The sequence below is a fragment of the Nitrincola alkalisediminis genome (assembly GCF_009821115.1).
Classification (GTDB): domain Bacteria; phylum Pseudomonadota; class Gammaproteobacteria; order Pseudomonadales; family Balneatricaceae; genus Nitrincola; species Nitrincola alkalisediminis.
The window spans coordinates 135,881-156,631 of the sequence record NZ_VYTY01000001.1; the positions used below are offsets into that span (position 1 = coordinate 135,881).

Here is a 20,751-nt window from a genome sequence, read left to right on the forward strand (position 1 = left end):
CTATTACTCCACTCTCGGTTTAGAGAGACTTCAGGAAGGATTGCACCGCATCTTTGGTTTCTGGATGTTGAAGCCCAAATGCAATATTGGCCTGTATGAGTCCGGCTTTATTACCGCAGTCATAGAGATTGCCACGCATAGAATAGGCCTGCAGCTTAGACTCTTGCAATAAGGCTTCTAATGCATCCGTCAGTTGAATTTCACCACCTGCCCCAGGTGTAGTGTGCTGTAAAATTTCCATCACACGAGCGGGCAGTATATAGCGCCCAACAATGGCGAGGTTAGAAGGAGCTTCAGCGGCCTTAGGTTTTTCGATCATACCGATGATATCGGTCGATTCGCCAGGCTGGATGCTAATGCCCGCGCAATCAACAATACCATAGCGCTCAACCTGTTCTTCAGGGACGCCTTCGACCATGATTTGACCCAGTCCCGATCCTTGGTAAGCCGCTACCATTGAGGTCATGTCCCCTGTCGTTTGGCTGTTATCAATCAACATATCTGGAAGCATCACCGCAAAATCGTCCTTGCCAATAACACTGGCCGCACACAATACCGCATGACCTAAGCCGAGTGCTTTGGGTTGACGCACACTGATGACCGAAACCCCAGCAGGTAAAATATGGCGAACGCTATTCAGTAGATCAACCTTTTGCTTCCGTTCTAATTCGGCTTCAAGTTCATAGTTATGATCAAAGTGATCCTCAATCGCATTTTTGCCGCTGCGAGTGACCAGAACAATCTCTTTGAATCCGGCAGCAATTGCTTCTTCGACCACGTACTGGATAACAGGTTTATCCACAACCGTCAGCATTTCTTTTGGAATGGCCTTGCTGGCTGGCAGTACGCGGGTTCCTAAACCTGCCACGGGAATCACAACTTTACTTAACATCTGCTTATATCCTTAATTGTTTAATGTGGTCGTTTGGATGATCCATCGTCTGTTAATTCATCACTCCAGAGGTCAGACTCTGGAGATACTGGGATTTGATAACCTTCACTGGCCCATTCTCCTAGGTCTATGAGTTTGCAGCGCTCACTGCAAAAGGGGCGCCAAGGATTGCTGGCGTCATATAGAGTGGGCGTTTGACATTGTGGGCATTTAATCTGTTTCACGGGTATCTCTGGATAGTTGTTGCACAGTCTTTGATAATGTTTGTTCTTGTAAGGTGCTATGAAGGTTCGCCAACTGTTGATGCAGCTCTGTCAATGTCTGGCTGTTATCAATGATAAAATCGGCACGGTTGAGACGATCTACGCGGCTTAGCTGTTGGCTCATGATTTTTTGTATGGACTCAATGGATGCCTGATCGCGTGATGCGCTGCGAGCAAGTTGGAGTGCTTCGGGAACGTCAATGATGACAATCTTATCAGCGAGTGTCCATTGATCGGTTTCAAGTAAAAGGGGAGACACTAACACAACATAAGGAGATGAACTTGGGGCTTGAAGGTCCATTAAAATCTGGCTGCGAATCATAGGGTGCAATAGCGCCTCAAGCCAGTCTTTTTCTTCGGGTTGATCAAAAATAACACTCCTTAGATAGCGTCTATTGAGGTGTCCATCTTGATTGATAGATTGCTCGCCGAAGTGCTCTGCAATTTGAGCAAGCGCAAACGAGCCTGGCGCAACAACACTGCGAGCCACTTTATCGGCATCAATAATTGAAACTCCGAGTGTTTCCAAATAATCGGAAGCGGCGGTTTTCCCACTCCCAATGCCACCCGTGAGTCCTACAACCCAGTTCATGATATTCCTTTCATTCTACAGACTGAGCCAATATTACCTCAATTTTTGCTGAGTATCATCACTGCATGTATAACCTAAGGGTTAGGTGGTAGAATTTTGTTCTTTTGGGTTTAATGGGAGCTCATGAGTAATCCACCTGATCTATTAAAGGGTCCGCTGCGTCCTGTGTTAGTGCAAATGACGGTACCGATGATGTTTGGTATTGTCAGTTTAATGCTCTTTAACTTGGTGGACATTTGGTTTGTAGGCTTGCTGGGCACTGAACCTATGGCAGCGCTTGCGTTTACCTTCCCTGTCTCGTTTGCCATTGTTAGCTTGGCGATAGGTCTTGGGATTGGCATGTCAGCGACTCTAGCACGTCGTATTGGCCGTGGAGAGACCGATACCGCTGCAGCCATGGCGACCGATACATTGTTAATGACTTTTATCCTTATGCTATTTGTTGGCATTCTGGGGCAGTGGGCGATTGATCCTGTTTTTGTGCTCATGGGGGCTGATGAAGCTTTACGGCCACTGATTCATGATTACATGCAGATTTGGTTTGCAGGCTCGGTTTTCATGGTGATGAACATGGTCTGCAACAGCATTTTCCGCGCGCGAGGGGACACGCGGCGCTCGGCGATGGTGATGCTCATTGCGTCTGCTCTGAATTTGATATTCGATCCTATCTTAATCTTTGGGTTAGGTCCGATTCCGGGGTTGGGGATTCAGGGGGCCGCATTGGCCAGCGTGTTGGCTTGGGCGATCACTACGGCCATCGTGATCAGTATTTTAGTTCGGCGCCGTCAACTCAAGTGGCGTCCACTTGCCTCCATTCATGCAATCTTTAGGCATTGGGGGGAAGTCTTATCCATCAGTATTCCTGCGGCGTTATCCAATATAACGACGCCTATCGCAAATGGTGTGTTAACAGCCTTGGTTGCCAGTCATGGTGCGGCGGCTGTGGCTGCTTTTGGAGTGGGTAATCGTTTAGAGTCTTTGTCTTTATTGGTGTGTTTAGCCCTATCCATGACCTTGCCTCCACTGATTTCTCAAAATTACGGTGCAGGTCAAATAACTCGTGTTAAGAAAGCCTATTCGAGTGTGATTCGTTTTGCATTGTGTTGGCAACTAGGCCTTTATCTTGTTTTCATTCTCATCGCTGATCCTGTTTCGAACTGGTTTACCTCAGATCCAGATGTGGCTTATTGGATCAAAATCTGGATATTGATCGTTCCGGTGGGTTTTGGTTTTCAGGCGACAACTTTTCTTAGTGCCTCGACATTTAACGCGTTGCATCAGCCGCTTAAAGCACTATGGATCAGTTTAATTCGCTTATTTTTGTTGTATCTGCCCTTGGGGTGGCTTGGAAATTATGTCGGTGGGTTAGAGGGGATGTTTGCTGCGCTGGTTTTGGCCAATGTATTAACGGCTATGCTGGCTTGGTATTGGGTGAGGCATCATTTACAGAGTTTAATGCAGCCCGTGTAGACACCCCTATCTAAGGCGAGCTTGATAGGGGTGTCATAGGTTCAATAAGGGTTAAGACAGCAAAGGATCGCTTACATTAAATACGTGAATCGCCATTAGGGTGAGAATGCCCGCCATCACTAAGTAATAGACTGTTGGGATAATCGTCATGCGAATGGTTTGACCTTCGCGTCCCAGAAGTCCTACGGTTGCTGAAGCGGCGACGATGTTGTGTATCGCGATCATATTTCCAGCCGCAGCACCCACGGCTTGCGCAGCGATTAACAGCGCGCTGGAGACTCCAATAAGATGTGCTGTATCAAATTGGAATTGCGCCATCATCAAGTTAGAAACCGTATTGGATCCTGCGATGAATGCGCCTAATGCCCCTACGCTTGCGGCGAAGAAGGGGTATACATCTCCGACACTATGAGCAACGAATTCAGCCATGGCTCTTGGCATTGAGGGTAAGTCAGCCATATTCACGCCGGAGTTGATCAGAATACGAACCATGGGAATGGTGAAGATTAAAACGAACCCTGCACCTAATAGCGTTTTGGATGACTCACTAATTGCAGATCCCAACTCAGGCAAGCGCATTCTGTGCAGTAAAAAGGTCGCAAGGACGATGAGCACCATGATACCGCCAGGTAAGTACAGGAACTGAATACTTCCCGACACGCCCGCTTCTCCCAGAATATTAGACCACCCTAAGACTAGGTTCTGAGTAAAAAAGGCTTTTACATCGCTATTGACGCGTGACAGAACGAGCAGTGCGGCGAGTAAAAGATAGGGAAGCCAGGCCAACCAAAGGTTCATTGGACGTTTTGCCGTTAAGCTATCAAGCTTAATTTCGATATTTCCCATCCAGCCTACAGGCCAGTGTTTCGCCTCTGCAAAATCCCAGCCTTGTTTTGGAATTAAAAATCCGGCTTTTGCGGCTGGAACAACAATGAGAAGTCCAACCAATGCACCAATCATGGATGGGAATTCAGGGCCAAGGAAAACGCCAGCCGCTGCGTAGGGAATCACGAAAGCAAGCCCTGCAAAAATAGCAAAGGGAGCAATTGTTAGCCCTTCTTTCCAAGAACGTTTTTCACCAAAGAAACGGGTCAGCATGATACACATGAATAGCGGCATCAAAATACCAATGACAGCGTGAATGATGGCGACTTCCGATGTGATGAGCCGATAAAAAGTATCCCAATCTGAACCTTGAGCGATCAGCGTTTCGGTAATGCTTGCTCTATCAAGTCCACCCGATACACCCACCACAATCGGGGTGCCAACAGCGCCAAAAGATACAGGTGTGGATTGAATCATCATCCCGATCATAACGGCAGCCAGTGCTGGAAAACCTAGCGCCACTAACAAGGGAGCGGCAACAGCAGCGGGCGTTCCAAAACCTGAAGCCCCTTCAATGAAGCAACCAAATAACCAGGCAACAATAATCACCTGTACTCTTCGGTCTGGGCTAATATCGGAAAAGCCCCCGCGAATGGCGGTGATGGCACCCGAGTGCTTTAGTGTATTGAGTAACAGAATGGCCCCAAAAATAATCCAAAGAATCGATCCTGTCAGGATTAACCCTTGGAGCGTGGAGGCGAGGACACGATTCAACGTCATATCCCAAGCGGTGAGTGCAATTGCTGCTGTCATTAAGAAAACAACAGGCATTGCACGCTTTGCGGGCCAATGTAAGCCGACCAAAAGAATGGCTGCTACGATCAGCGGGGCAAAGGCTAAGAGAGAAAGCCATGTTTGACTCATGCTTAATTCCCGTTCATTAATGTTTATTTTGTAAATTGGTATTACCAATTTGTCCGGTTTAAGTTGGCTAGAGTAGGTGCATGTGTGTGGGGAGTCAATTAAATAACGCGTATCTACGACTTATGTATAAAAACTTTTGCAGTTAACACTAAAGTCACGCTAGAGTAATAATTCGACTGGTACTATGCTTAGGAAGAGCAAATAAGATGGTATACGCCTTTAAATATCTGACTAAGCGTGTTCTTATTGATCGAGTAATACTAAAAGACAAAAATTTACAATGGGATGTGAAATATGACAAAAAGAGTAGCTTTGGTAACAGGTGGTACAGGTGGCATCGGAACAGCAATTTGTAGAGCGCTGGTTGATGCTGGTTTTCGCGTTGTTGCGGGATACAACAGTGGCGGTAATCATGACAAAGCAAAAGAGTGGCAAGAAGAGCAACGTAAAGACGGATATGAAATTGACGTAGCGTATGGCGATGTCACCGATGCTGAGTCTTGTGCAGCCTGTGTTGAGACCGTAAAAGAATTGACAGGAGGGAGTGTTGATGTCTTAGTGAACAATGCAGGTATTACGCGTGACGGTATGTTCAAGAAGATGAGCTGGGAGCAGTGGAACGAGGTGCTCAGTGCAAACCTCGACAGTATGTTCCACATGACGCGCCTTGTGATTAATCCTATGTTAGACAAAGGCTTTGGTCGGATTATCAATATATCGTCTGTAAATGCTCAAAAAGGCCAGTTTGGTCAGTGTAACTATTCGGCTGCAAAAGCGGGTATTCACGGTTTCACGAAAGCACTTGCACAAGAAGTGGCAGCCAAAGGCATCACAGTGAATACTGTCTCTCCTGGTTATATTATGACGCCAATGGTGGCTAAAATTGCGGAGGAGGTTCAACAAAAGATTTGTTCAACGATTCCAGTTGGTCGTTTCGGTACGCCTGAAGAGATTGCTCGTGCGATTGCCTTTATTGCGGATGAAAGTTCAGGTTATATCACAGGATCTGACTTGTCGATTAACGGCGGATTGCATATGAGCTAATTCGACGACGTCGAACAGCTAAGCATTAAGCATTAAGCCCGGATTTCCGGGCTTAATTGTGTCTGACGAGACGATTAGTGATGTGTTTCAGTTAATGAATGTTCTTGAGTTAGCTCATAGAACCTTTCTTCAATCTCATTAAACTGCCATGAAAAGCTTACAAACGACCACTCGGTGATTAAATCAGTAACATCGGCATCATGAGAAAGGTTAGACGCTGAATCTAAAGAGTCTTGCAAACGTTGCATTTGATAAGCCATACGAAGCGTTTCATCTTCTTCCGGCGAAGGCTGTTGCTTTAATATTTCCAAACGAATACAAACGAGTCTGGCCTCTTCTTGGGCGCGGGTCAGTAAAGCATCTAGAGTATCAGGATTGTCTAGCAGACTTTCTACACGCTTAATTCTTCCTATAAAGCCTTCGATCACAGGTGCGGGGAGTGAAGTGCTCTTAAGCGTATTGAGTGCTTCTAGGCACAGCTCAGGCGTTAAGGTGCTTTCCGCATAGAGGACTTCCACATTCTCACAAAGAGCTGACATGCGTTTTAGCAATTGTAAATGTTGTTGCTGCTGTTTTTGGCGATGATTGGCAACTTGTTTTGCTTTTTCATTGTCTTGACGTTGAGTCTGTTTTAAATGTGCGAAAACCTCATCACTAATTTCACGTAACTCAAGCCATAAACGTCGTTCTAAACTATGGAAGGTAGTACCAACGGTTTTCCATTCCTGTTGCAAACGTTTGATCTGTTCTGCTGCGTCGCGCTTATCTTCCAGCTCGAGAAGGGTTCGTGCTTGCGCCAGTAGGCTTTTTTTCATCTCAGCACAGGATTCTTTATGAGCATTAATTTTGTGATCAATTTGCGAAATGAGTTCATTGAATTGTTGTTGAACCAGTTTTCCTGGAGAGCGATCAACTGGTGTGAAGCGTTTCCACTCTTGTTTTGCGGTATGTGCGATTTGGTCAATCGCTTTCCAATCAGGGGCAGCCCAGTCTAAATGCTGGAAATAGTCACTCAAGTATTCACAAATGGCTTTTCGCTGCGATAGATTCCACGCACGTTCCTGACTCAAGCGCTTAAAGTGTTCATCACACGGCTTATACGCTTCTTGGGAGGCCTGATGGAAACGTTGCCAAAGCTCGCGTGAATGTTGAGCACCTTGTTGATCTAACTGCTTCCATTCTTTTTGAAGCGTTTTAATACGCTCTGCTAACGCCGAGGGTTCTTGGTTTGGGCTTTCAGCTAAGGCTTCCATTTGCAAGCAAAGTTGTTCTTTCTTGGCTTGCGTTGCAAAAGACTGCCATTCTAGCAACTCATTAAGCCTTGCAATTTCGGCTTTGAAGGTCTTTTCAATATGAGCAGACACAATCGGATCATGCAAATAAGGTGTCAGTTCATCAATGATGCTTTGGGCATTCAGTGTTTCACCCGCATTGATACAACTCGTTAACAGATTGAGTTTTTCACTGGCATGCGCGAGTGCTTCGCTGTTTTTGCTTTGGATTTGTTCGAGGGCTTGCTTCAATGTCGATTGCATTTGCTCCAGCTGCTGAAGCAGACGTGGTAAAGGCAAATTAGATGGCCATGCAATCAACTTAATGGTTTTTTGAATCTGTTTGAGTTGTTTTTCCTGTTCAGCATCACTTTCTGGCAGGGCCAATAACCCGTCAAGATCGGAGGTGTGCTGTTGATAGCGTACCAGTAAATCCAGCTGTTGCTGAGAGCACTCAAGGAGTTCAGGAATATCCTGTTTGTAGGTCAGAATTCTCAATACTTTATTCAGCTCGTTTTGCTGGATTTTGCATTCTGATAACGGACCTGCTTCTAATTGAAGTTCATCTGTTAAATTTGCAACCAGTGCACTGAGTGCATGCAAGTGCGCTTCACAAGAGGTTCTCAATTGATCTGATTGGCGTTTGTTTTCTTGTATGGCGGCCTCTTCCTCCTGCAGTGTGGCTAAGTACGCATCTGCTTTAGAGATCAGGGCCTGATACTCGTCATTGCGAGTATCTAAATTAAGATGGGTCCACTCATCGGTTAAAGACTTGAGCCGCGTGGAAAAGTGTAGTTTATCTTGCCCATCGACAAGGTTTGAGAAGCTTTTTAACAGCTCCTGTTGTTTGTGTTGCTTGGCCTGTGCCGCCATCAGGGCTTCTGCATGTGCATTAAGCGCGTCTTTTGTGATTCTGAAGACAACCTTGTCGTGACCTTTTGACTGCTTGTTCACTTCCTCAAGTTCAGGAAGACCCGTCAGTGCCGATGCCGCTTGCTGGCGAGTCGATGCGAGCGGTGATTTGAGAGCCAGTGTTGCCAGTGAAGATTGATGAGCAACGTATTTAAATAAGGTGTCATGGACGGCGGGTGCCTGGCTTTCAAGCAGAAGTGTGACCAGCAAATCGTGAGTTTCAGGTGTTAGCTGATATTTAGCCCCCTTAATTTGCCCTGATGTCACAAGTGTTTGACTTAATCGCGTCAGCAGTAACGCCATGACATCTGTATCCGTTTCGGATAACAGAAGTTTGGCGAAGACGGAGAGGCTGTCTATTTTGGAGATAGCCGATTTCCTAACCTCAGCGGAGGGGTCTTGCTGTGCAAGATTGACGAGTGTTTCAAATTCATCAGCATTTTGAGCGTTGAGCTGATTGACTGCACGTGATCTGACGCTTGCATCAGAGTGTCGCCATTTGGGCCTAAACAGATTTAAAAACATCAATTACCCCAGCCGGTATGGGGATACCGACAGTCCATAAAAAGTTAAAGCGAAGGGACGGTATTCTAACGGTGGCAGGTGCTGCATAAAAGCCCTGAAGCCCATGCAAACAAAATTAAGTTTAATACAAGGCTCTTTTCCGAGGGGATAGTGTGTCTTCTAGGGCTTAAACCGTCAAGTCAACATGTTGTATTGTACCAACCCGACCGTCTTCTGATAAGTAAATACCCGTCGATTGGATCATACCCAACAGATTTGAATCGCCTGACTGGAAAAGTGAAAAGGGTGTTTTTGCGTTTCCTAGATAAATCGCTCCAATCCCCGCTTCAGATAGTGTCATTAACTGCTGTGAGTCTGAGTTTCCCGGATGTACCCAGAGTTTTAAATGCTGGAATATCTCATCATTTTCGTCTATCCAGCCGTTATTATCATCGTCATAGGCGGCTAATTCATTAAATCCATCCCCTGTGATGGCTCCAAACAGTTCACTGCCATCGTTGATGATACCATCATTGTTTTTATCAAGCGCTAAAAATGCGCTATTCGCGCCCAGGCTTGGGATTAAATCGGGGCGTCCATCCAATGTTAAATCAAACTCAAAGCGCGTTTCAGTTAACTCGGCAGAGTGGCCGTTAAAGTTAATCACCAAGGGGTCGATTAGATTTTGTCCAACGCGCAGCATAAATGAATTGTGCTGCACGAGTTCTCGGCTTAAGTTGAGTTCTAGGCTGATATCAATGCTGCGTCCATCTGCTGTTTTCACAATGCCTGTTGCATTGAAATGGGTGTTTTCGGCTTGATAGAAGGTTTCGTGGCGTTGATACTGAAAACTGACCGTTTCGACTTGAGGTGGTGTCGTAGGTAAGGGTTGGAATGGCAGTTCAATATCAGATTTGAAAGGTCGAGCATCAAAGAGCTGCATTTTAAACTCTTTTCCCGTTAGTGTTTTCATCAGTTGCTGAATCAGGAGCAGACGAACACGATCATCTGACGACAACTCTAAGCGAAAAGGCGCATCGGCTGACACATTGCCTGTATTTGTTGTATTCGCCGTCGACTGATTCTGGATGTTGGCAGGAACTTGATTGTTGGGTTCCAGTTCACTTTCTCCGAAACGCTTGCGAAGATCGGAATAGGTAATCAGTTCTTTGCTAGTGAAGTTGATAGACCGAGTGATACTGATACGTTGAGTCGACTCTTCCCCTTGGGCATTGGTTTGTCTGCGCTCAGTCGTGAGTGTTTCGGCACGCTCATAGCGAGTTTGACTGGCATGACCAGACTTCATATTGATCTGACTGGCTTCAATACGCATAAACCGCTCCTCATCCTATTGGGATGTTTATTTCAAAGGGCTGTCTTCGTTCATGAAGTCTGTATCGGCCAAATCGTGTAAACCTAAAGCAGCTATTTTAAAAAGAGTCGAGATCTAGAGTATTAGTCAATGATAAAATTGAGCTCACCGTCGACATAGAACCACTGATTGTCATCAAAACGAAAGCGCGAGATCTCGTGCAGCGTACCTGAGTCTTCGGGCGTTTCAAAAGAGGCTTTAAACTCTACAGTTCCCTCTGAGTCTCCGATTTTTCCCTGTTGTGTCGATAAAATCTCCAGCTTTGTCCAAACCGTGATTTGCGTTTGCTCGTTCAAAACCTCTTGATCTTCGGGTTGGCGTTTTTCAGGCGCAGTTGTGTGAATGAGGTAATCAACCGCTCCAATGCTAAAGGCCGTATACCGTGAACGCATTAACGCTTCGGCGGTTTTAGCTGGACGATAGCCATTAATGGCGGGTGCACAGCACATCATAAAGGGTTTTCCCGACTGGCAAGGACAGGCTTGTTCAGTATTGTTTTGATCTTGCATCATGAGGATGATCCTATGTCGGTTAACTGGTAATCTACACAGATTAACACGACGATAAATCCAGATACATCTTACGGGCATTCAAATTAAGTAGACGTTATGGCTATAACAGAACCTCTAACCTTCCTGTTTCATGACTACGAAACGGGCGGTGTGGACCCCAAACGCGATCGACCTTTGCAGTTTGCGGCTATTCGCACAGATGAGCATTTCAATATTATTGAAGAGCCCATTATGCTCTATGCAAAAATATGTGATGACTATATTCCTCACCCAAAAGCCTGCTTGATTACGGGTATTACACCTCAAAAAACTTTAGAGGAAGGCGTATGTGAGGCAGAATTTATTGCGCGTATTCATGCGGAAATGGCACGTCCTGGAACCTGTGCACTGGGATACAATAGCATACGCTTTGACGACGAAGTCACGCGCAATACACTCTATCGGAATTTTTTCGATCCCTATGCTCGCGAGTGGCAAAACAATTGTTCTCGCTGGGACATTATCGACAGTTTGAGGCTTGCAAGAGCCTTGCGTCCTGATGGTATTGTTTGGCCAACCTATGCCGACGGTTCGCCGAGTTTACGTTTAGAGGACCTGACTCAAGCAAATGGTATCGGTCACGATCACGCGCATGATGCTTTATCTGACGTGTATGCAACAATCGCCATGGCGAAGTTGCTAAAAGAAAAGCAGCCGCGTTTATTTGATTTTGTCTTTCAGAATCGTTCCAAGCAGACCCTGCAAAAGAGCTTGGATGTGGCGAATATGAAGCCATTTCTCCATGTGTCCTCTCGATATCCCACGAATCTGGGAAATCTAGCGATTGTTGCGCCCTTGGCCTACCACCCCATTCAATCCAATGCCGTGATTACCTGGGATCTTCGTTGTGATCCTACTCCCTTATTGGATTTGGACGTTGATGAATTGCATCGGTTACTCTACTCACCTAGAGAGACCTCAGAAGAGCGCGTGATTGGCCTTAAGCTTGTTCACTTGAATAAATGTCCGATTGTCGCACCCGCAGGTATGTTAAACGCAGAGGAGGCCCAGCGCTATGGCATAGAGGGGGCCGTGTGTCGTCGTCATTTATCCATTTTACGTCAAGCCCCGCAGATTCAGCCGAAGCTCAAGGCTCTTTATGAGATCAATACATTTGTCCCCGAAAAAGATCCGGATCATATGCTCTATTCCGGTGGCTTTTTCAGTCCGCATGATCGTCATTTAATGGATAAAATCCGCCAGTTCAGTGCAGATGAACTGATCGGTTTACAGTTGCCTTTTCAGGACCCGCGTTTAGAGGAAATGCTGTTACGATATAAGGCGCGAAACTACCCTTATACCTTGGACTCTAATGAGCAGCAGCGTTGGGAAGAGCATCGAAGCCAGCGCTTATTAGGGCCTGAGAATGAGGGATGTTTAACCTTGACCCAAGCATTTGACGAAATGAATAGAATCGCGACGGAGACAGAGTTGTCGGCGCGTGAGATGAGCATTTTGGAAGACTTGGCTTCGTACATCGAATCTGTTTACCCAATGGAGTTTTAGCGTGTTAAAAGAAGGGGGGGCGGGTCTGGTGGTGGTGCTGATGGCGATTCCGTGCGTTGCTCAGCCATTAGCACCTATTCCCTACCAGGTCGTCTATCCCGAAGGGTTTTCGACGGGAACTCATCATGGTCGAGACGTTTTTGAGGGACGGGACTGGGGCGCTTTTGATCCTGAGTCTATGCCAGAGTTGTACAATGATGTTGAGGATCGGCCAACGCCCAGTGTACAAGTGATTATGTATTCAGAGCCAGAAGAGATTAATGAGATTTTAGTGGATGACGTCGAGGTGGTTACCCCCTTAGAAGGAGAAGATCTTGTCTATCAGGAGATACTCGATGATCTTTATGAGCAAGCCTGTGCCTTGGTTCCTGAAGGAGAGGCGTGTGATCCGTTGCTGGGGTTTCAGGGAGATTTAACCGTGGGTGATGAGCCTGCAGCGACACCGTCGGCTCCTGTGTTGCCGATCAATAGCGAACAGGAGGAGCAGGATGTGCTGGAGCGATTCCAAGCGCTTGAAGAGGGGTTTACGCCAGACTTTGATCGTTTATTTGATTAAAGTCCGGCGTTAGACAAGCGTTGATCATCAATTCAATTGGAAAAACGCACGTTGCTCCCTAAGTGATTGAATTTTTGAATCTGCATTGTCTGAAATCAAGGCTTCCGGATCAGTTTCGAACTTACCAAAGCTGCGCAAGAAGAATTGGCTTTGACGCAACTCTGATAGTGTTTGTTCAAGGTCGCCCTTTTGAATTCTTTGAACCGATTCGGCCACTTGTTGGTGACTGCTGAAGGAGCCATCTCTGTCTAACTCACGCCAGTAGCGTTGAGACCGAGCCCCGATAGAGGTATCAGGCTGAAGCAGACGCGATACCAAACTGGTTTGGAAGCGTTGAATGTCCTCGGGCTCCATCCTAGCCAATTCTTCTTGCATACGGTCTAAGAAGTCATGGAAATGGGATTCCAGTGTAATAGGGTCTGCAACGCTGGATTGGACAATCAAGGCTAAGCCAGGGACATCCCCCATTGGTACATAATTCGAAAAGACGATATAGCCGAATTGTTTTTCGGTGCGCATTTCTGAGTAGAAGGGTGTTGAAATGATTTCATTTAATAAGGCAACGGCCGCTCGACTCTGTGATGAGTTGTCTTTACCTTGAAGAAACTGCGTTAACACCGCATCGTGATGGTTGAGCTTCAGGGTGGCTCTTAAGTCCTCGGATGTCGGCAGTTTTACAACGGGAACCTGAATAGCTGGGATTGCACGCGTTTTGGTTAGCAGGGCTTCTTTAACCAACTCAGCTAATGCTAGGCTGGTGTCGGCGGTCAGGTTGCCATGCGCGAGCATGCGAACATCTAATTCGGTATAGAGTTCGCTGATAAAGTGTTCTAACTCCTCCAGCGAAAGGCGATCAAGAGCTTCCAGTTTGTCATCGGTGCTCCATCTCGACATTAAAGACGTGAACAAATGTTGCAAGGACAGCTGATAAGGTGTTTCTTGCTGAAGATTAATCAGGCGCTCTTGCAGTTGCCGTTTTACCTGCATAAAACGCCGGTTGTCCATTTCTGGATGACGTAAAAGTGGAAGGACTTTGGTTAGTAACGTGATTTGCTTATCATTGTAACCTGAAAGCTGTAGAGATAAGCCACGCATGTGAGGGTAGACAGATAGCGACAGTCCAGCCAATGAGGCGTCGTATAGCACTTCATTCAGCTGGTCATTGACCATGCGTGTGTAAAGATCAATCATCACTGCATTGTTGGCACTGGCCATCGCTTGATGCGTCATGAGGGCCACAAAAAAGTCAGCTCTTGGACGCTCAAACGTTTGGTCTTGTTGGTGCCAAAGGCTTATTCCTGGAGAGTTGAGCAGTTGCATGGGAACGTCTGAGCTGTCTTCTCGATCAACCAAGGATAGATCTTCTGGAATAAACGGATTGAGCGATCTGACAAATAATAAGTCATTTCTTGCCGCAGAGCGCCAAGATTCCAGATTAGAGTCCAAAACGTCAGACACCTTAAAGGGCGCATTATAGCGACGTTCCGATTGATCGGTCTTCAGCTCTTGAGCCATGAGCGTTAACAGCATATTGTCAGGGTTTAGAAAGCTTAAAAATTCTTTGAGGGTATTCTCATCAAAGGTTTCTAACAAAAAGTTCGCACGCAGTATTTCTTCAGTCGGGTAGCGCTGTTGCATTTGCGCCATCATCATGGCGTCATGAATCGGCTGGCGTCTGTCGGCAAATAAAAACTGCAATTCGGCCATGTTGCGCTCTTCAGCATACAGCGATTCATTAATACCCGTCTCGGCAAGAGCGTTTACGAATTCAAAAAAATGCGTAACGACTTGGGAATAGTCCTTCATACCCTCTTCAGTTAAGGCAATTGAAACCTGAAAAAGACCTTCATTGTCTAAGTCAATCGCAGTAAAGGCACCGAGCTCGGTAGCGAGGTTTTCTGACTTCAAATACGACAAAAGGCTGCCTTCTCCTTCATATCCTAGCAGGCTGGCAATGTAATAAAGCGGCTTGTCTCGCCAATGATCGCGTAATGAAGGAACAGGAAAACTTAAAGAAAGTTGGCGCATTTGGCGCAGGGTTTGAATTTCAAGTTTTTTAGGTAAGCTGTTTTCAACGAAGAGCGGAGCGGTATCTACATAGGCTGAAGCATCAAAATCACGAATCTCAGTGAAGCGTTCGGTGACAAGATCCTTGAGTTCTGGAATCGATTGAGGGCCAATCACCACTAAACTCATTAAGTTAGCGGAGTAATACTGGTTATAAAAATCAATCAGCTCGTCTTGAATATTGCTCCCTTCTCGATCAGAGAGTGAATGTAAATCACCGACAGCAAATCGGCTCCAAGCATGCTCGGGGTTCATGACCTGTTTGGTGACCTCATGCTCGCGGCGACGGTCATCGCGGCGGCGTGATTGGAACTCAGATTCTACTGCGTGACGTTCACGATCAACATACTCTGTGCTAAAAAGTGGGTCTATAAAAAAGCGAGAGAAGCGGTCGAGTGCTTCTGGCAGAGCGTCTGGATGAATATCGAAAAAATAGTTGGTGTTTTCATAGGCGGTAAAGGCATTGTGTGAGCCGCCGTTCGAGCTGATAAAGGCTTGATAGCTGTCCGCTTCTGGGTAAGTCGCTGTTCCTAAAAAAAGCATATGTTCTAAAAAGTGCGCAAGACCCGGTCTATCAATCGGATTTGCATTCGAGCCAACGAGAACGTCCATGGACGCCGCTGCTTTTTCAGCCTCGGGATCTGAAACCAATAGAACTTTTAGGCGGTTGGGAAGTTCAAACTGTTCATAGGCGCGAGAATCATACGAACTTTTGATGATGTCATTCGCCAATGCAGGTGTTAGAGAAAAAATGAGTAGTGTGTAAACTAAAAAGGGAGCTATCCGTGATGTGTATAACATAATCTACCTGTTAGAACCGAACTGCTTTCATTGACTTAGTCTGACTCGGCCAATGCGGGGAAGTTCCTGTCCAAAAATGTGCGTGTGATCGATTGGGTTTTCGGGACTAAATGGGAGGGTATGCTATCAATTCGCGGCAAGACCGCCTATATTTAGTGGTTGACTATTCTAGCATGTAAAAATAATTTTTTTTAAAAAATCACACGATAGGAGTGTTCATGAGTAAACTGTCATTGCCTTTGTTGACCTTATTACTAGGGTTGTTCTTGATACCTATAGAGGCTGAAGCTAAGCGCTTTGGTGGTGGGCTCAGTGGGGGTAAATCTTACTCCACACCACAACGTCAAGCACCCGCTCCAGCTCAACAGCGTCAGCAGCGTCAAGATCAAAACCAACAACCCGGCGCAGCTCAAACGGCGGGGCGTGCAGGTATGGGGGGAATGCTAGGAGGCTTGCTGGCCGGCGGGCTTTTGGCCGCGCTCTTTATGGGCGGAGCTTTTGATGGTATTCAGTTCATGGATATTTTGTTGATTGCCTTGCTTGGTTTTGCCGCTTGGAAGTTGTTTGGCATGTTTAGAGGTCAAGCTCAATCACAGCAACAGCCAGCGTATGCTGGGCCTGCACAGGTGCGTACGGAAGCCCCTCGTCAATTTGAACCCGTTGCCCCTGTTAGTCAACCAGAACCCTTGGTGACCAACTTTGGTTCCGGCTTTTCTGATGCTGAGTTGAGCTTGCCTGAGTGGTTTGATAAGAGCGCATTTTTGTCGGGTGCTACGGGACATTTTAAACACCTACAGCGCGCTTGGGATGAAAAGAACTGGGATGAGATTTCAACCTATACTAGCCCTGAAATGCTGGCTTGGTTGCAATCACAACCCACAGAAACGGCTGAACAGTTCACCGAAGTCGTGTCGGTGATGGCTGAGCTGGTTAATTTCATCCAAGAAGATGATCATGTGGTTGCCAGTGTTCATTTTTATGGATGGCTACGTGAAACGCAGGATAGCGATGCAACAGAGTTCAGCGAAGTATGGCATCTCAATCGTCAGATGGGTGAGCAGCCCGGTGATTGGCTGATTGTGGGTATTGAGCAGTCTTAATGCAGCAACTGCGCTGATCGAAATAGCCACGGAGTCTGATGGCTTCGTGGCTAGTGTGTTGTTAGTGATCTCTTAAAAACACAGGCTTCGCGTCAGTCGAATCTTTCTCTGAAAAATAATAGCCTTCAAGATCAAACTCTTTGAGCTGAGATGGGTCTTCTATTTTATTTTGAATAACGAATCTCGCCATCAAACCTCTCGCCTTTTTCGCGTAAAAACTAATAATTTTATACTGACCATTTTTGAGATCTTTAAACTCGGGTGAAATCAGTTGACCCGTTAACCGCTTCGCCTGTACGGATTTAAAGTACTCGTTGGATGCAAGGTTGAGCGTGATTGGGGCCGGGTGTGCTAAGAGCTCTTGATTCAGATACTCGGTCAAACGATCTCCCCAGAACGTATACAGGTTTTTATAATCACCTTTCGTAAATTTGGTGCCCATTTCCAGCCGGTAGGGTTGCAGCAGATCTAATGGGCGTAATACACCATAGAGTCCGGACAGAATGCGCAGGTGCGATTGCGCGTACTCAAATTCCTCTTCGCGGAAACTCGCTGCCTCTAAACCTGTGTACACATCACCTTTGAACGCCAGTAGAGCAGGGCGAGCATTGTGGGTGTCATGGATGGGATGCCAGCTCTCATAACGAGCAACGTTTAAACTGGCAAGCTTGTCACTCAGCGACATCAGTTCCGCTATGTCTTGAACAGAGTATCCGCGCATGTGTTCAATTAAGGATTGAGCCGACTCTACAAATAAGGGTTGAGAAAATTTTTGGGTTACAAGCGGTGATTCGTAATCCAAGGTTTTTGCAGGTGATATCAAAATCAACATAAACAGTTATTACTCGCTGAAGTGAGGGGGTTAGCCCCTGAGCAGATTATTGAGTTCATCGACGATTTCAGCCCAATCCGAATCGTCCATCAGCGCATCTTTCAGAAAACTGGCTTGGGCTTCAGTCCAAAAGGTTGCGTCTTCTAGTTTAACACTTGCACTAAATAATTTGTGATTGCGAACGAAGGTCTGTATTTCAGTGTCACTGGCTGGCAATCCTAGTTGTTGGAACAAGGCTTTCATCGTATGTTTTGACGTATCCATTGTAAGCTCCAGAACGTTGTGTTTGCGTACATTGAGTGTTAAAGAAAAAGAGAGGTTTGTCAAAAGATTAGATTTGTTGATCACCGAAAAAGACGTTAGCATGAATAACCTGAGTCTAGACAGTGAAACCTTACTGCATTTGCACCGAATGTAGTATAGTCCATCGTTTGCAAATCCAACCTGAATGAGTATCAGATGAGTAAAAAAACGGTATTAACCGGTATTACCACAACCGGTATTCCTCATATAGGGAATTATCTTGGCGCCATTTCACCTGCAATTCAAGCCAGTGAAGATCCCGCGTTCAATAGTTTCTTCTTCTTGGCCGATTATCACGCACTGATTAAGTGTCATGACCCTGAGCGGGTTGCGGAATCCACCCGTGCCATCGCAGCCACTTGGCTGGCGTTAGGTTTAGATACTGATAAGGCCACGTTTTATCGGCAAACTGACATTCATGAGATACCCGAGTTGGCATGGATACTAACCTGCATGACGTCTAAAGGGTTGATGAACCGAGCGCATGCCTATAAAGCATCGGTCGATGTCAACCGAGATGCCGGTAAGGAGGATCTTGATGATGGCGTAACCATGGGGCTATTTAGCTATCCCATCCTCATGGCGGCTGATATTTTAATGTTCAATGCAGACATTATCCCGGTTGGAAAAGACCAAATTCAGCATATTGAGATGGCCAGGGATATTGCCGCTCGTATCAATCATCATTATGAACCCTTGTTAAATCTACCTGAAGCCAAAGTCGATGAACAGACGCAGCTGATACCTGGATTGGACGGGCGGAAAATGTCGAAGAGTTACGACAATACCATCCCTTTGTTTTCGGATAGCGATACTCTGTACAGCCTGATTAAACAAATCAAAACGGATTCAAAAGGCCCAGGTGAACCGAAGGATCCGGATACCAGTACCCTGTTCCAACTCTATAACTGTTTTGCAACGCCATCAGATACGCATGCTATGCGTGAAAAGTTTCTTAACGGGATTGCTTGGGGTGATGCAAAAAAAGAGTTGTTTGAGTATATCGATCAGCATCTGAGTGCACCTCGTCAGCGCTACACGGAGCTCATGCAAGATATGGCATTTGTTGAAAGCGAACTGCAAAAAGGGGCAATTAAAGCCCGTGAATTCGCAGCGCCGATGCTGGATCGGATGCGGATAGCAGTGGGGATTCGCCCTTTGACCTATGTGGCGCCCGTACGTGAAAACCTGTCAGTTAAAAAAGAGGTGTCAGAAGAAGCGCTTGAGCGGGCTGAGGCGGGACGAAAGCGTGCGGTTCTAATGCAAGTGCAGCATTTGATTGATGGGGTGAAGAGTGCAGAGAACCCCCGTCAAGCGGCAGAAGAGTTGATTCAGCAAAAAGAAATGGAAGTTGAAGGGCTTAAAAAGAAAGCGCGCCAGAAAGCACAAAACGAACTTGATGTCTTGCGCGACGAACTGGCTCAATGGCTTGCTTAATCTAAGTAAGGCCGTTATCCCTTTGGTTACATGGCCTTATACCGCCAATATCCCGTCTATCGACTGGATATTGGCGGTTTTGTTTAATTACGAGGTAGACGCTTTTTCAACTCAACCGTAAACCGAATGGTTTCAGCGCCCATTGCTGGCAAGTTCATTGTCCAGCTGAGTTTGCCCGCGTTGTCTTCTTGCATAACGTGAGTGCTCTCTGTCAGCGTCCAAGCTTGTTGGAATTGAGCAGACAGATCCACTTGACGACTTTCCCGTGCACTGTTGCTAGCGGTGACTTCGTACTGAATCAGCAAGTTGTCCTCGTTATCTGTAAACATGACTTGTCTGCGTTGTATGCTAAGGTCCATGGCTTGACCGAGGGTCACGCTGGCCTCTTCGCCACTGCCGAGGTTTCCAATGGATCCCGCTCCAATAAACTGCATTTCACCCTCGGTATCCGGTCTAAACACTCGAATATTGCCTGCGGGTGCTGGGCTGCTGCTGTCCATAATGTTTGGGAGGTTGAATCTCAGTTGAATATTCGGTTGTGCATCATAGCGCTGGTTGTCCAAGATGGGGATGATTGGAAAGCTATGTTGGTAGCTTAAGACAGCAGGTAGATCTTGTGCGGAAATAAGTGGAATCAGTTTGTGCTCCTGATTTTTCAACGTGATTTCAGTCGGCCAGCGATAAATATAGTATCCCTGAAGGCTGCTGGGTTGCACAGGCGCTGCCGATTCATAGCTGTCCGCCATCGCCATGGCACGCATGATTCGATGCGGTTCTGGATCACCTTGCTTGACATCACCGGCCATCAAGCGCAAAGACGCATTGTTAAAATCGGTACCGGATAGGTTATGAAGGCTGGCCAGCCCCTCTAGCGACAGTGAGCGACCATTTTGCGCAAGATTGATTCTGTAGTCCATCGACCAGCCAAGACCATGGCTCAGGTAACTTAGGGTGAGTAAGCCAGGTGTCTCTGTTCCTTGGGTTCGAAACCCCAATACAGGCTGGGCATTCAACTGAGCGGGCACCTCTTCAAACAGAAAACGCCATGCATTGTCGTAGAGATCAATCGGCTCAACTCGACCATTCTCTTGTCGGATCAGTGCGCGCACTCCTTCTAAACTTAACAGGGTGACGCGGCTCAGTGTTTCCTCGCCATTCACTGGATTGCGATACGCGAGTGTCACAGGTTTACCGACGTGGGTTTCGAGCAGACGATCATAGTTGAGTTGAGCGGGTATTAAACTTTGCTCCAGGACTTGTCCGGCACCTTGGATTCGAAGTGTTTCAGTCAAAAGTTGTGGACTGACCCCTTCAATATAAACCGACTGATTTGCATCCAGTGCGGGAATGGCACGTTGGTCTTGAATATGTGCCAAGTCTTGATGGTACAGCGTGAGAGTGATGCTCTCGGGTTCGCTGTTTAGCGATAGTTGAGCGTGGGCTAAAGTTGCAAAAGGCGCACAGAGGAGTGATAAAAGAGCTAAACGAGATAAAGTTGCGTTCATACGTCTGTCCTGAATAATTAAACA

17 protein-coding genes are annotated in these 20,751 nt (G+C 46.5%); 6 read left to right on the forward strand and 11 right to left on the reverse strand.

What is annotated here, in order from left to right:
• Positions 1-19 precede the first annotated feature (19 nt).
• The 3 genes from galU to coaE are packed head-to-tail and all read right to left on the reverse strand — an operon-like array spanning position 20 to position 1,747.
• Complete coding sequence (galU, locus tag F5971_RS00660) at positions 20-892, reverse strand: UTP--glucose-1-phosphate uridylyltransferase GalU (RefSeq protein ID WP_036506422.1); 873 nt, start codon at positions 890-892, stop codon at positions 20-22.
• A gap of 20 nt (positions 893-912) precedes the next feature.
• On the reverse strand, positions 913-1,116 hold the full coding sequence (locus tag F5971_RS00665; RefSeq protein ID WP_337588570.1) for a DNA gyrase inhibitor YacG: 204 nt from the start codon (positions 1,114-1,116) through the stop codon (positions 913-915).
• Complete coding sequence (gene coaE / locus F5971_RS00670; protein WP_036506424.1) at positions 1,103-1,747, reverse strand: dephospho-CoA kinase; 645 nt, start codon at positions 1,745-1,747, stop codon at positions 1,103-1,105. Before coaE ends, F5971_RS00665 begins: the two co-directional genes overlap by 14 nt.
• A 123-nt stretch (positions 1,748-1,870) precedes the next feature.
• Between coaE and F5971_RS00675 the strand changes: the two genes are divergently transcribed.
• Positions 1,871-3,217, forward strand: a complete 1,347-nt coding sequence (locus F5971_RS00675) for an MATE family efflux transporter (RefSeq protein WP_246187734.1) — start codon at positions 1,871-1,873, stop codon at positions 3,215-3,217.
• A gap of 51 nt (positions 3,218-3,268) precedes the next feature.
• Here the strand turns inward: F5971_RS00675 and F5971_RS00680 are convergent, their stop codons facing one another.
• Positions 3,269-4,966 carry an L-lactate permease gene (locus F5971_RS00680; RefSeq protein WP_036506426.1) on the reverse strand — a complete coding sequence of 566 codons (1,698 nt, stop codon included), beginning with the start codon at positions 4,964-4,966 and terminating at the stop codon, positions 3,269-3,271.
• A gap of 294 nt (positions 4,967-5,260) precedes the next feature.
• Between F5971_RS00680 and phbB the strand changes: the two genes are divergently transcribed.
• The gene (gene phbB, locus F5971_RS00685; RefSeq protein ID WP_036506428.1) at positions 5,261-6,010 is read left to right on the forward strand and encodes an acetoacetyl-CoA reductase; all 750 of its coding nucleotides are present in this window, start codon (positions 5,261-5,263) and stop codon (positions 6,008-6,010) included.
• 74 nt (positions 6,011-6,084) lie between these two features.
• Here phbB and F5971_RS00690 read toward each other — a convergent pair whose 3' ends face one another.
• From F5971_RS00690 to F5971_RS00700, 3 genes are all read right to left on the reverse strand, one after another.
• Entirely contained in the window at positions 6,085-8,718 is a 2,634-nt protein-coding gene (locus F5971_RS00690; RefSeq protein WP_193493462.1) for a DUF349 domain-containing protein, read from the reverse strand.
• A gap of 166 nt (positions 8,719-8,884) precedes the next feature.
• Positions 8,885-10,030 (reverse strand): hypothetical protein, encoded by a 1,146-nt coding sequence (locus tag F5971_RS00695; protein ID WP_193493464.1) that lies wholly within the window; start codon positions 10,028-10,030, stop codon positions 8,885-8,887.
• Between the two features lie 122 nt (positions 10,031-10,152).
• Positions 10,153-10,581: a YchJ family protein gene (locus F5971_RS00700; RefSeq protein WP_036506437.1), complete on the reverse strand. Its 429-nt coding sequence runs from the start codon at positions 10,579-10,581 to the stop codon at positions 10,153-10,155.
• 96 nt (positions 10,582-10,677) lie between these two features.
• On the opposite strand from F5971_RS00700, the gene sbcB reads away from it, so the two are divergent.
• Positions 10,678-12,126, forward strand: a complete 1,449-nt coding sequence (sbcB, locus tag F5971_RS00705; RefSeq protein WP_193493466.1) for an exodeoxyribonuclease I — start codon at positions 10,678-10,680, stop codon at positions 12,124-12,126.
• A 1-nt stretch (position 12,127) separates the two neighbouring features.
• Entirely contained in the window at positions 12,128-12,682 is a 555-nt protein-coding gene (locus tag F5971_RS00710; RefSeq protein WP_193493468.1) for a hypothetical protein, read from the forward strand.
• A gap of 27 nt (positions 12,683-12,709) precedes the next feature.
• Here F5971_RS00710 and F5971_RS00715 read toward each other — a convergent pair whose 3' ends face one another.
• Entirely contained in the window at positions 12,710-15,550 is a 2,841-nt protein-coding gene (locus F5971_RS00715) for an insulinase family protein (RefSeq protein WP_193493470.1), read from the reverse strand.
• 218 nt (positions 15,551-15,768) lie between these two features.
• Between F5971_RS00715 and F5971_RS00720 the strand changes: the two genes are divergently transcribed.
• Entirely contained in the window at positions 15,769-16,650 is an 882-nt protein-coding gene (locus tag F5971_RS00720; protein ID WP_036506442.1) for a Tim44 domain-containing protein, read from the forward strand.
• A gap of 61 nt (positions 16,651-16,711) precedes the next feature.
• Here the strand turns inward: F5971_RS00720 and yaaA are convergent, their stop codons facing one another.
• Together yaaA and F5971_RS00730 are read right to left on the reverse strand one after the other, a co-directional pair.
• Positions 16,712-17,482 (reverse strand): peroxide stress protein YaaA, encoded by a 771-nt coding sequence (gene yaaA, locus F5971_RS00725; RefSeq protein ID WP_193493472.1) that lies wholly within the window; start codon positions 17,480-17,482, stop codon positions 16,712-16,714.
• Between the two features lie 30 nt (positions 17,483-17,512).
• On the reverse strand, positions 17,513-17,746 hold the full coding sequence (locus tag F5971_RS00730; RefSeq protein WP_036507227.1) for a DUF2789 domain-containing protein: 234 nt from the start codon (positions 17,744-17,746) through the stop codon (positions 17,513-17,515).
• Positions 17,747-17,941: 195 nt separating this feature from the next.
• On the opposite strand from F5971_RS00730, the gene trpS reads away from it, so the two are divergent.
• Positions 17,942-19,222: a tryptophan--tRNA ligase gene (gene trpS / locus F5971_RS00735; RefSeq protein ID WP_036506449.1), complete on the forward strand. Its 1,281-nt coding sequence runs from the start codon at positions 17,942-17,944 to the stop codon at positions 19,220-19,222.
• Between the two features lie 83 nt (positions 19,223-19,305).
• Here the strand turns inward: trpS and F5971_RS00740 are convergent, their stop codons facing one another.
• The gene (locus tag F5971_RS00740) at positions 19,306-20,727 is read right to left on the reverse strand and encodes a DUF4139 domain-containing protein (protein ID WP_193493474.1); all 1,422 of its coding nucleotides are present in this window, start codon (positions 20,725-20,727) and stop codon (positions 19,306-19,308) included.
• Between the last annotated feature and the right edge of the window lie 24 nt (positions 20,728-20,751).